9 protein-coding genes are annotated in these 11,886 nt (G+C 73.1%); 7 read left to right on the top strand and 2 right to left on the bottom strand.

What is annotated here, in order from left to right:
- The first annotated feature begins 27 nt into the window (after window positions 1-27).
- The 6 genes from K377_RS02230 to K377_RS02205 all read left to right on the top strand — a co-directional run bounded on the left by K377_RS02230 (window position 28) and on the right by K377_RS02205 (window position 7,553).
- Entirely contained in the window at window positions 28-2,295 is a 2,268-nt protein-coding gene (locus K377_RS02230; RefSeq protein ID WP_111661341.1) for a glycoside hydrolase family 3 N-terminal domain-containing protein, read from the top strand.
- Between the two features lie 47 nt (window positions 2,296-2,342).
- Window positions 2,343-3,113, top strand: a complete 771-nt coding sequence (locus K377_RS02225; protein ID WP_111661340.1) for a crotonase/enoyl-CoA hydratase family protein — start codon at window positions 2,343-2,345, stop codon at window positions 3,111-3,113.
- A gap of 79 nt (window positions 3,114-3,192) precedes the next feature.
- On the top strand, window positions 3,193-3,369 hold the full coding sequence (locus K377_RS41520) for a hypothetical protein (protein ID WP_181512457.1): 177 nt from the start codon (window positions 3,193-3,195) through the stop codon (window positions 3,367-3,369).
- 333 nt (window positions 3,370-3,702) lie between these two features.
- On the top strand, window positions 3,703-4,932 hold the full coding sequence (locus tag K377_RS02215; RefSeq protein WP_258394951.1) for an Ig-like domain-containing protein: 1,230 nt from the start codon (window positions 3,703-3,705) through the stop codon (window positions 4,930-4,932).
- Between the two features lie 195 nt (window positions 4,933-5,127).
- Entirely contained in the window at window positions 5,128-6,378 is a 1,251-nt protein-coding gene (locus K377_RS02210; protein ID WP_111661337.1) for a hypothetical protein, read from the top strand.
- Window positions 6,375-7,553 carry a hypothetical protein gene (locus K377_RS02205; RefSeq protein ID WP_111661336.1) on the top strand — a complete coding sequence of 393 codons (1,179 nt, stop codon included), beginning with the start codon at window positions 6,375-6,377 and terminating at the stop codon, window positions 7,551-7,553. Before K377_RS02210 ends, K377_RS02205 begins: the two co-directional genes overlap by 4 nt.
- Window positions 7,554-7,563: 10 nt before the next feature.
- Here the strand turns inward: K377_RS02205 and K377_RS02200 are convergent, their stop codons facing one another.
- Both K377_RS02200 and K377_RS02195 read right to left on the bottom strand, forming a co-directional pair.
- Window positions 7,564-9,024, bottom strand: coding sequence for an NAD-dependent succinate-semialdehyde dehydrogenase (locus K377_RS02200; protein WP_111661335.1), 1,461 nt, complete (start codon window positions 9,022-9,024; stop codon window positions 7,564-7,566).
- A 240-nt stretch (window positions 9,025-9,264) separates the two neighbouring features.
- Window positions 9,265-10,515: an aspartate aminotransferase family protein gene (locus tag K377_RS02195; protein WP_111661334.1), complete on the bottom strand. Its 1,251-nt coding sequence runs from the start codon at window positions 10,513-10,515 to the stop codon at window positions 9,265-9,267.
- Between the two features lie 202 nt (window positions 10,516-10,717).
- Between K377_RS02195 and K377_RS02190 the strand changes: the two genes are divergently transcribed.
- A complete protein-coding gene (locus K377_RS02190) occupies window positions 10,718-11,872 on the top strand; it encodes an ROK family transcriptional regulator (RefSeq protein WP_111661333.1) in 1,155 nt (384 codons plus the stop codon).
- Window positions 11,873-11,886: the final 14 nt, after the last annotated feature.

Genomic DNA, 11,886 nt, shown 5'->3' with positions numbered 1-11,886 from the left:
AACCCATGGGATGCGAGGAGCCAGGACGTGCCGGAGCTGGGAAGACGTACGTTGCTGTCCGCGATCGGCGTCACCGCCGCGGCGGGCCACCCCTCGGTCGCGCGGGCCGCTCAGCCGGTGGCCGGCCGGCGTGCGGGTCCGTACGAGGACGAGGTGCGGGCGCTGCTCGCCCGGATGACGCCGGAGGAGAAGCTGGGGCAGTTGCAGCAGCTCCCGTGGGCCTACGACCTGAATCCGGGGTCGGGTTCGACGAAGGAGGTCGAGGACGCGGCACGTACGGGACGGCTCGGTTCGGTGCTCAGCGTCTTCGGCGCGCGGACGACGAACGCACTGCAACGGCTCGCCGTCGAGGAGTCGCGGCTCGGCATCCCGCTGCTGTTCGGTCTGGACGTGATCCACGGCTTCTGGACGACGTTCCCGATCCCGCTCGCGCAGGCCGCCGCGTTCGATCCGGAGGTGGCGCGGGCGGACGCCGAGGTGTCGGCGCGGGAGGCCCGGTCCAACGGGGTGCACTGGACGTTCTCGCCGATGATGGACGTCACGCGCGAGCCGCGCTGGGGCCGCGTCGCCGAGGGGAACGGTGAGGACCCCCACCTGACCGCGCGGTACGCGGCGGCGAAGGTGAAGGGCTACCAGGGTGCGGGGCTCTCCACGAAGACGTCCGTCGCGGCCTGCGCCAAGCACTTCGTCGCGTACGGCGGCGCCGAGGGCGGCCGCGACTACAACACGGTCGACGTGTCGGAGTCCCGGCTGCGCAATCTGTACCTCCCCCCGTTCAAGGCGGCCTTGGAGGCGGGCGCGGCCACGGTGATGGCCTCCTTCAACACCGTCAGCGGCGTCCCGGGACACGGCAACGCGCACACCCTCACCGACATCCTCAAGGAGGAGTGGGGCTTCGACGGGACGGTGGTCAGCGACTGGAGCGGCGTCCAGGAGCTGATCGCGCACGGCTTCGCCGAGGACGGCGCCGACGCGGCGCGGCTCGCGCTGAACGCGGGCGTCGACATGGAGATGACGAGCACGAACCTGCGCACCCACGGCAGGCGGCTGCTGCGCGAGGGGAGGATCCCGCAGCGGCGGATCGACGACGCGGTGGCACGGGTGCTGCGTCTGAAGTACGCGCTCGGGCTCTTCGACGATCCGTACGTGGACGAGGACGCGGCGCTCACCGGGCCCACGGCGAAGACACGGGAGGCGGCGCGTGCGGCGGCCGCCAGGTCCATGGTGCTGCTGAAGAACGACGACGGGGTCCTGCCGCTGAGCCGGACCCTCGCGTCCCTCGCGCTGGTGGGCCCGTTCGCCGACTCGGCGGATCTGCTGGGTACGTGGGTGGTGCCCGCGGCGGCCGAGCGGTTCCCGGCGGTGCGGATCCTGGACGCCGTGAGGAAGGCCGCGCCGGACACGAAGGTGACGTACGCCCGGGGTGTCGCTCCGGAGGGCGGGGACACGGCAGGGATCGGGGCGGCGGTCGCGGCGACGAGGGCCGCGGACCTGACGGTCGTGGTGGTGGGCGAGCCGGCGGCGCTGAGCGGGGAGGCCGCGGCGCGCAGCGACCTCGCACTGCCGGGCGCGCAGGAGAAGCTGGTCGCGGCGATCGCGGAGACGGGGAAGCCGTTCGTGGTCGTCCTGGTCAACGGCCGCCCGCTGACGATGGGTTCGTGGCTGGAGAAGGCTCCCGCGGTACTGGAGGCCTGGCATCCCGGGATCGAGGCGGGGCACGCCGTCGCGGACGTGCTGTTCGGCGCGGTGAACCCGGGCGGGAAGCTGCCGGTGTCGTTCCCCCGGACGGTCGGCCAGCTCCCGGTCCACTACAACCACGAGTCGACGGGCCGCCCCTACGACGCGGACAACAAGTACACGTCGAAGTACCTGGACCTGCCGCCGACACCGCAGTTCCCGTTCGGTCACGGGCTGAGCTACACGGCCTTCGACCTCGGCGCGCTGAAGCTGAGCCGGGCGCGGGTGTCCGCGCGGGCGCTGCGCCAGGGGGACACCGTGGAGGTGTCGGTGTCCGTGCGCAACAGCGGAGACCGCGCGGGGGACGAGGTGGTGCAGCTCTATGTGCGGGACGTGACCGCGAGCATCGTCCGACCCGTGCGCGGGCTGCGCGGGTTCCGGCGGGTCACGCTCGACGCGGGCGCGGCGACGACGGTCCGGTTCCGGCTCGCCGCCGAGGACCTGGGGTTCTGGACGAACGATCCCGCCGGGACGTTCCGCGTGGAGGAGGGGACGTTCAAGCTGTACGTCGGTACGAGTTCGACGGCCGACGCCGAACTCACCCTCACCGCCACCTAGTTCATCCGTTTCGTCCAGTTCGCCCACTCCACAGCCGGGAGCAGCCCATGCCGTCCGTCCGCGTCGAGCGCACCGCCCATGTCACCACGGTGATCCTGTCCCGCCCCGAGGCCCGCAACGCGGTCGACGGCGCGACGGCCGCCCTGTTGGCCGACGCCTTCCGGGCGTTCGAGGCGGACGACGCGGCGCGGGTGGCGGTGCTGTGGGGCGAGGGCGGCACGTTCTGCGCGGGCGCGGACCTGAAGGCCGTCGGCACGGAGCGCGGCAACCGGGTGGCGGCGGACGGCGACGGGCCGATGGGGCCGACGCGGCTGCGGCTGTCCAAGCCGGTGATCGCGGCGGTGAGCGGTCACGCGGTGGCGGGCGGTCTGGAGCTGGCGCTCTGGTGCGATCTGCGGGTCGTCGAGGAGGACGCCGTGTTCGGGGTGTTCTGCCGCCGCTGGGGTGTGCCGCTGATCGACGGCGGCACGGTCCGGCTGCCCCGTCTGATCGGGGAGAGCCGGGCCATGGACCTGATCCTGACCGGGCGGCCCGTCCCGGCGGCCGAGGCCCACGCGATGGGTCTGGCCAACCGCCTGGTGCCGCCGGGCCGGGCCCGCGCGGCGGCGGAGGAACTGGCCGCCGCGCTCGCGGAGTTCCCCCAGGCATGCCTGCGCAGCGACCGGGCGTCGGTGCGGGAGCAGCACGGACTCGACGAGGAGACGGCGATGCGGGGCGAACTCGTCCACGGGACGGGTGTGTTGCGCGAGGGGATCGAAGGGGCCGGGCGATTCACGGCCGGGGCGGGCCGGCACGGAGCGTTCGGCGAGGCGCCCTGACATGGCGAACATCACACATGGCGATACCCACGTCACCTACGGGAGCGGAAAGTCGTACCGATCCCCTAAGCTCGTTCACATGTCCTCCACCCCTACCCCTCGTTCCGCACGTCCCGCCCACGTGGTCAACGAGCAGATTCGCGGCCTTTGGGCGCGTACCGGCGGGCAGTTGACGGCGGACGACCGTGCGGAATACGAGGCGCTGGTGACGGAGTGGGCGGCCGCGGCCGGTGAAGGAGTCGTGCAGAAGGCCTGACCGCCCCGAAACCGCACGGCCTCAGGACTGAGGACGACTTCCATGGTTCGCCGCATGCTTGCGGCGGGCCTTCTTTTTGCGTCGGCGCTTCGAGGACATGGGGACCTCCTCCGGAGTGAGCGGTCATTCAGGGCATTTCACCCCATCACCATTCCACGCGGCCCCCTCCCCCGCGATCCGGCCCCTTCGGCACCGCGCGTCACCCCACACCCCCCTCATAGGGAAAATTAAGACAAGCAGCCCTTTTTCCAAGGATCCGCCCAGGTCGTCGCGGCAGCATTCACCGTCGCAGCAGACATGGGTGCACCAGACATGGATCAGGAAGGCAGCGGCGTGGGCGACTCTCAGGACCGAATAGCAACCGGGACCGACCACTGGTCGCGGAGGGGGCTGCTGTCCACACTGGGCGCGGCCTCCCTGCTGACCGTCGCGGGCTGCGCCGGCGCGGCCGGGGCGAAGTCCGGATCGGGGGCGGCAGCCGGATCGGCCACCGCCACGAGCAGGGCGAGCGTCACCGTGACCCCGGCGAGCGGGGCGACGTCGGCCGACTTCACCGGCCCGGTCACCGTGGCCGTGTCCGGCGGGACGCTCTCCGCGGTGCGGGTCACCGCGGACGGCGGCGACGCGCTCAAGGGCACGTACAACGACGGCCGCACCGAATGGACCTCCAGCACGAACCCCTCCTCGGGGACCGGCTACACCGTGACGGCCGAGGTGGACGGCTCCGGCACGGCGCACACCTCCCGCTTCACGACCAAAAAGCCGAGCGCGACCTTCGTCGGGTACTTCACCCCCGAGGACGGCTCCACCTCGGGGGTCGGCATGCCCGTCTCGCTCAACTTCACCAAGGCCGTCACCGACCGCGCCGCCGTCCAGAAGGCGGTCACCGTGACCGCCGACCCCGACGTGGAGATCGTCGGTCACTGGTTCAGCGACACCCGGCTCGACTTCCGGCCCGAGACGTACTGGGCCGCGGGCACAAAGATCACGCTGCGGCTCCGGCTCAAGGACGTCGAGGGCGCCGACGGGGTGTACGGCACGCAGGACAAGGACGTCACCTTCCTCATCGGGCGCAAGCAGATCAGCGTCGTCGACCTCAGCAAGAAGTCGATGACCGTGTCCCGCGACGGGACCGAGATCGCCACCTACGCCGTCACGGGCGGCGACTCCGGCCACGAGACCTGGGCGGGGAAGATGGTCGTCTCCGAGCGGTTCGAGGAGACCCGGATGGACTCCACGACCGTGGGCCTCGGCGACGAGTACGACATCGACGACGTACCGCACGCGCAGCGGCTCACCACGTCCGGCACGTTCATCCACGGCAACTACTGGGCGTCCTCGTCGATCTTCGGCACCAGCAACACCAGTCACGGCTGTATCGGGCTGCGCGACACGCAGGGCGCGGACGACGCCTCGACGCCCGGGGCGAAGTTCTACAAGAGCTCGATGGTCGGCGATGTCGTCGAGGTGCGCCGGTCCGGCGAGGAGACCGTCGACCCGTCCAACGGACTCAACGGCTGGAACCTCTCGTGGGCGGACTGGAAGGCCGGCAGCGCCGTCTGAGGCCCGTGAGGTCTGTCGTGCCTGTGAGATCTCCGAAGCCGTACGAGGCCAGTGGGACATGTGGGGCATCGCGGCTGTTCTGCGCCAAATGTTCACAGCTTCTCCCTAAGGCGTTGACGGGGCGGGAAACGCTCTGACAAGGTCGCGGGGCCCGTCGAACCCCCTTGGCGAGGGACTCAGGAGCCCCCGGACCCGATGAACGCCAGCGCAGCGCCCGCACCAGGCCACGACCCGTCCGGCTCCGCCCCCGGTCAGGACTGGCGGCGCTTCGCGCAGGTCCACTGGGCGAGGGAGCCGGTGGTGGTCCCCGGCGTCCGGCCGCTGGGCCTCGGCCCGGCCGACGCCCACGCGCTGGTCCGGGCCGCGATCGCGGCGGCCCCGCCCCGGCGGGTGCGCCTGGCGACGGCGGACGGCTGGCTGCGGGACCCGGGCCCGCTGCTGCCGGGCCCCGGCGACCCGGATCCGGCCGGTTACGCCGAGCGTCTCGCGCGGGAGCCCCGGCTCGCCGGTGACGGCTGGCTGCTCACGGTCGCCGATCCGCTCAGCCATGACTTCGCGCTCTGGTCGCGGGTGCGGGACGTGCTCGCGGAGCTGTGGCGGCACGTCGGGCAGGCCCCGCTGCCCGTCACGGCCGAGCTGGCCGTCGGCGACCGGCACCACTCCGTGGAGGACGCCGCGGCCCGGACCGACGCGGCCGCGCTGACCTGGGTGCTCGACGGGGAGCTGACGGTACGGGTGCGCCCCGAGCACACCGGCACCGAGTACGCCCTGCGGGCCCGCGCGGGCGACATGGTCCACTGGCCGGCCGGCGGCAGCCATCTCGACCATCGGCCGGGCCGGTGCACCACACTGCGGCTGAGCGTTCCCGCGCGGACCACCTCGGCGCTGCCGCTCGTCGCCGACGTCCTCGCGGACCTGATGCGCGACCTGGTGCGCGAGCGCCCCGACCACCCGGACGGGCAGCTCACCCTGCCGCACCCGATGCCGTCGGCCCCCGACGGCCGGCTCAGCGCGCCGCCCCTGCTCGCCGCGTCGGTGGCCCTCCTCACGGACACCCTCGACGGTCCCGGCCCCGAGCGGGCCCTGCTGATGCGCTGGGCGGCGCTGCGCTCCGCGGCCGGTCTGGACCCGGCGCCGCCGCGGCGCGCCGCCGTCCGGTTCACACCCCGGCACCGATTACGACGTGCCGCCGAGATCGTCCGGCTTCCCCGCGAGGGCGGCCCCACGGTGTGGGCGGCGAACGGCCATGCCTGGGAGGCGCGCCCGGCCGGCGCCGACGCCGTCCTCGCCCGGCTGCGCAGCGCGCCCCGCGCGGTCACCGTCGCGGAACTGGCCCACGCGGCCCGCACCTCGGCCGACGACCCCGAACTGCTCTCCCTGCTCGGCGAGGCGTACCGCGCCCGGGCCGTGACGGCGGCACCGGACCGCCCGGAGCGCCGCTCATGAATCCGCGCTCCCCGGCGCCCCTGGACATCCTCGACACGCTGGACTGGCCCCGCTTCGCCGCCGAGTACTGGGACCGGCGCCCCGTCCTGATCCGTGGCTCGGGACTGCCCCGGCCCCCGTTCGACACGAACGAACTCTTCGAGAGCGCCGTCATCGCGGCGCAGCGGTCCGGCGCCGCGCACCGGATCCGGTTCAGCGCGGGACAGCGTCACCTCGTCGATCCCGGGGATCTGCTGCCCCGGCCCGAGGACGCCTCTTTCGGCGCCTACCACCGCCGGGTGACGGGACAGCTCGGCGGAGAATCGTTCTCGCTCGTGGTCCTGTGCCTGCACTCCGCCCACCACCCGCTGTGGGCACGGGAGCGGGACTTCCTCACGGGCCTGTGGGAGCACGTGGGCCAGCCGAGCGCCGGCGCGACGACGACCCTGCTCCACGGCTCCCGCCCGCCCGGCCCGTCGGGCGTCCGGCGCGGCGCGGGCTTCCTGTACGTGGCCCTGGGCGCCCGGCGGCTGCGGCTCGGCCCCGACGGGCAGGAGGGGACGGCGGAGGCGGTCCCCGGCGATCTCGTGTACTGGCCTGCGGGGCACCGGCTCACGGCGGCTCCCGTCCCGGACGCCTCCGGGGCGACGGCGAGCGTGCACATCGGCATTCCCCGCGAGCCGACGCGGCACGGCACCGGGCTGCCGTCGCTGCTCGCGCCGGGGCCGAACCCGGTCTCCCCGCAGGAGGGGTGGGGCGGTGACGGCATCCACGTACCGGACGGCGATCCGCCGGACGATCTGTCCGCCGGGCTGCCGCCGGTGCTCGCGGCGGCGCTGGACCACTTCCGGCAGGCGGCGCGGCCCGCGGCCCTGGAGCGCCGGGTGGCCCGCGAGGCGCTGCTCCAGGCCACCAACGGCGGCCTCGACCCGGTGCCGCCGCCCGCGCGTCCCGGCTACTTCACCGACGACGACGCGGTGCGGGCGACCGAGCGTGTGCTGTGGTCCGAGGTCGGCGGACGTCAGCTCGTGGCGGCCTGCGGGCATGTCCTGGAGACGGACCTGTCCGCACCCGAACTCTCCGCCGTCATCGGCCTGTTGAACGCGGGCGAAACCGTACTCGTGGGCGAACTCGCGCCGCCCGCCCGCTCGTTGCTGTCCCGCCTCGCCGGGTTCCGGGCGGTGGAACGGCTGTGATCCGCCCGGGCTACCGGCCGGTCGGGATCGCCAGGTACTTGTACTCCAGGAACTCCTCGATGCCGACCCGTCCGCCCTCGCGGCCCAGGCCGGACTGTTTGACGCCGCCGAAGGGCGCGGCCGGGTTGGAGACGAGGCCGGTGTTGATGCCGACCATGCCGGTCTCCAGCGCCTCACCGACGCGCAGCGCCCGGTCCAGGTCGCGCGTGAAGACGTAACTGACCAGGCCCCACTCGGTGTCGTTGGCGACGCGTACGACGTCGTCCTCGTCCTCGAAGGTGAACAGCGCGGCGACCGGGCCGAAGACCTCCGTGGTGGTGAGGTCGGCGTCGCGGGAAACCCCGGCGAGCACGGTCGGCGGGTAGAAGTTCCCTTCGCCGGTGGGTACTTCGCCACCGGTGAGGACCTTCGCGCCGCGCTCGACCGCGTCGCGCACGAGCCGGACGACCTTGTCGCGGCCCGCGCCGTCGATGAGGGGGCCGACGTCGGTGCCGGGGGCGGTGCCGTCGCCGACGTTCAGGGCGGCCATACGGGACGTGAGTCGGGCGGCGAACTCCTCGGCGACGGCCGTGTGGACGTAGATGCGGTTGGCCGCGGTGCAGGCCTCCCCCATGTTCCGCATCTTGGCGACCATCGCGCCGTTCACGGCGGCGTCCAGGTCGGCGTCCTCGAACACGATCAGCGGTGCGTTGCCGCCGAGTTCGAGCGAGGTGCGGACGACGGTGTCGGCGCACTGGGCGAACAGGATGCGGCCCACCTGGGTGGAGCCGGTGAAGGAGAGTTTGCGGATGCCGCCGCCGCGCAGCAGGGGCTCGACCACCGCGGCCGCGTCGGAGGTGGTCAGGACGTTCAGGACGCCCGGGGGCAGACCCGCCTCGGCGAGGATGCCGGTCAGGGCGAGGGTGGACAGCGGGGTCTGCGGGGCCGGCTTGAGGATCATCGTGCAGCCCGCGGCGACGGCGGGGCCGATCTTGCGGGTGCCCATGGCGAGCGGGAAGTTCCAGGGGGTGATCAGCAGACACGGGCCGACGGGCTGGCGCAGCACCAGGTGGCGGTTGCGGCCGTCGGGGCTGGTCGCGTAGCCGCCGTCGACGCGGACCGCCTCCTCGGCGAACCAGCGGAAGAACTCCGCCGCGTACGCCACTTCTCCGCGGGCCTCCGCGAGGGGTTTGCCCATCTCCAGGGTCATCAGGAGGGCCAGGTCCTCGGTGCGCTCCAGGATGATCTCGTGGGCTCGGCGCAGGATCTCGGAGCGTTCTCGGGGGGCTGTGGCGGCCCAGCTGCGCTGGGCTTTTGTGGCCGCTGCGAGGGCGAGGGCGGCGTCTTCGGGGCCGGCGTCCGCGACGTGGCAGAGGGTGGTGCTGGTCGCGGGGTTGTCGACGGGCATCGTGCGGGGCGCTGCCGCGGGCTGCCAGGCGCCGTCGATGTGGAGGTTCTTCGGTACGGCTGCGATGACGGGGGGCGTGGTCATGGCGGGGGCTCCTTTCTGGGGTGGGGTGGGTGGCTGCTGGTGCGCGGGGGCTGGTCGCGCAGTTCCCCGCGCCCCTCAAGACCTGTGCGTCGTCGGGTGCCGGTCTCGTCGTGGTTGCTCGCGCAGTTCCCCGCGCCCCTGAAGGCCGCGCTTCGCGCGCCTTCCCCTGAGCGAGCGGAGCTCGCTTCAGGGGCGCGGGGAACTGCGCGAGAAGCGGCCACCGGGGCGCGCTCGAAGAACCTACGCAGCCGTCGCGACCGCCGAGGTCCACAAGGACAGTGCCTCGTCCACCTGTTGTTCCGAGACGACCAGGGCCGGGATCATGCGGACCACGTTCCCCCAGGGGCCGCAGGTCAGCAGAAGCAGACCGGCGTCGGCGGCGGCCTGCTGCGCGCGGAGCGCCGTCGCGGGGTCGGGCTCACCGTCAGCCGTCACGAACTCACTGGCGAGCATCAGCCCGAGCCCACGTACATCACCGATCCCCGGCGTCTTGGCCCCGACCTCTTCGAGCCCGGCCCGCAACCGCGCCCCCATCGCGGCGGCGTTCGCGACGAGCGACTCCTCCTCGATGACGTCGAGCGTGGCGCAGGCCGCCGCGCAGGCAACGGCGTTGCCGCCGTACGTACCGCCCTGCGATCCCGGCCGGGCCCTGCTCATCAGCTCCCCCGACGCCGCGATCCCCGACAGCGGGAACCCGGACGCCAGCCCCTTCGCGGTGATCAGCACGTCGGGGCGGACACCGAAGTGGTCATGGCCCCAGAAGCGCCCGGTGCGCCCGACGCCGGTCTGGATCTCGTCGAGAACGAGCAGGATCCCGTACCGGTCGGCCCGCTCACGCAACCCTTGCAGGAACGCCGAGTTGGCGGGCACGTACCCGCCCTCCCCCAGCACCGGCTCGACCAGGATCGCCGCGGTGTCGTCCGGGTCCGACACGGTGGCGAGGAGATGGTCGAGCTCGCGCAGGGCGAACCGGGTCGCGGTCTCCTCGTCCCAGCCGTAGTGGAAGGCGTTCGGGAACGGCGTGATGGCCACGCCCGCCATCAGCGGGCCGAACCCGGTACGGATCTTCGTGCCGGAGGTCGTCAGGGAGGCCGCCGCGACGGTCCTGCCGTGGAAGCCGCCGTGCGCCACCACGATGTTCGGCCGGCCGGTCGCCTGCCGGGCGAGGCGCAGCGCCGCCTCCACCGCCTCGCTGCCCGAGTTGACGAAGAACAGGCTGTCCAGGCCCTCGGGCAGGACGCCGCCCAGCTTCTCCACCAGGCGCTGCAAGGGCTGATGCATCACCGTCGTGTACTGGCCGTGGATGAGCGTGGCCACCTGCTCCTGCGCGGCCGCCACCACCCGTGGATGGCAGTGTCCGGTGCTCGTCACCCCGATCCCCGCCGTGAAGTCCAGATACCGGCGGCCGTCGATCCCGTACAGATGGACGCCCTCCCCTCGCTGGGCGACGACGGGAGTGGCCTGACGCAAGTGCTCGGACAGTTGGGTCATGCCTCCAGCGTCGACGCCGGGCCGAAGAGGCGTCAATGGGTCATGGACGGCGCTTCCGCGCGTGCGCCCCCGCCATGAACACCCCAGCAATATCTAGGAGTTCTGCGTAATTTCGGTGCGGGTGGGCTTCCCAAGGTTCGACGGTTCTGCAAGAGTCCTTCGTATTCGAGCACCCGTGCTCCATCCGGTGGAGGGAGAATCCGTGGCGGTGCACGACCGGTCGCGAGGACACGACCTCGCGGCGCTGCGCGATCTCAACAGCTCCGTGGTGCTGCGGGAGTTGCGGCGGGAGAGCCCGCGGACGGTGAGCGGGCTCGCCGGTGCCACGGGCCTGTCCCGGCCGACCGTGGAGGCGCTCGTCGAACAGCTCACCGCGCAGGGCTGGATCGCCGAGGCGGACGTCCCGGCGACGGGCAGGGCGCCGGGGCGGCCCGCGCGGCGGTTCCGGTTCCGTGCCGAGGCCGGGCACGTGGTCGGGGTCGACGTCGGGCTCAAGGAGATCGTGCTGCTGCTCGGCCGGCTCGACGGGCAGATCGTGGCCCGCGCACGGCACCGCATCGCCCGCGAGGCGACGGGCGCGGAGCGGATCGAACTGCTCCGCGGTCACCTGCGGAGCTTTCTGGCCGGGCAGGGCCTCGGTCCGCACGACGTGTGGAGCCTGGGCGTCGGGGTGCCGGGCATGGTCGGCGAGACCGGGCGGATCCGCTCGGTGATCGTGCCGGACTGGACCGATCTGGATCTGGCACGGCGGCTCGCGGACGACTTCCCCGGAACGGGCCGGATCCTCGTCGAGAACGATGTGAACCTCGCGGTCCTCGCCGAGCACTGGCGCGGTACCGCGCAGCTGGCCGACGACGTGGCCTGCGTCCTGCTCGGGCCGCGCATCTCCTGCGGCCTGATGATCGACGGCCGGCTGCACCGGGGCCGTCGCGGCGGCGCGGGCGAACTCGGCTACCTGCCCCAACTCGGCCTGGAGCAGGTGAAGAAGGGGTTCGACCGGGCCGGTGAACGATTGCCGGGCGAGTCGGCGACGGACGCGCTGGCCCGGGCCGTGCGCACCGGTGAAGCGGGAGCGCTCGACGTGCTCGACCGGTTCCTGGCCGGTGTCGCCCCGGCCGTCGCCGCGCTGGTCCTCGCCCTCGACCCCGAACTCGTCGTCCTGTCAGGACCGTTGGCGCCCGTCGGCGACTCCCTGGCCACTCTCCTGTCCGCGCACCTCGGACCGCTCACCCTCCACGTGCCGCGCCTCGCGATCAGCACGCTCGGCCGCGAGGGCGTGGCCCTGGGCGCCGTGCGCCGCGCTCTCGACGCGGCCGAGGCACGGCTCCCCGGTCAACGGAACGGCGCCACCGACTGAGCGAGTCGTACAAC

The sequence above is a fragment of the Streptomyces sp. PsTaAH-137 genome (genome assembly GCF_003259365.1).
GTDB lineage: Bacteria > Actinomycetota > Actinomycetes > Streptomycetales > Streptomycetaceae > Streptomyces.
Note: the sequence above shows the minus strand (reverse complement) of the source record. Positions and strands in the feature narration are given on the sequence as shown.

What these genes read in the sequence shown, in the direction of transcription:
- K377_RS02225 (WP_111661340.1), top strand. Translation starts at nt 2,343, where the DNA reads ATGCCGTCCGTCCGCGTCGAGCGCACCGCCCATGTCACCACGGTGATC.
- K377_RS02195 (WP_111661334.1), bottom strand. Translation starts at nt 10,515, where the DNA reads ATGACCCAACTGTCCGAGCACTTGCGTCAGGCCACTCCCGTCGTCGCC.
- K377_RS02200 (WP_111661335.1), bottom strand. Translation starts at nt 9,024, where the DNA reads ATGACCACGCCCCCCGTCATCGCAGCCGTACCGAAGAACCTCCACATC.
- K377_RS02205 (WP_111661336.1), top strand. Translation starts at nt 6,375, where the DNA reads ATGAATCCGCGCTCCCCGGCGCCCCTGGACATCCTCGACACGCTGGAC.
- K377_RS41520 (WP_181512457.1), top strand. Translation starts at nt 3,193, where the DNA reads ATGTCCTCCACCCCTACCCCTCGTTCCGCACGTCCCGCCCACGTGGTC.
- K377_RS02210 (WP_111661337.1), top strand. Translation starts at nt 5,128, where the DNA reads ATGAACGCCAGCGCAGCGCCCGCACCAGGCCACGACCCGTCCGGCTCC.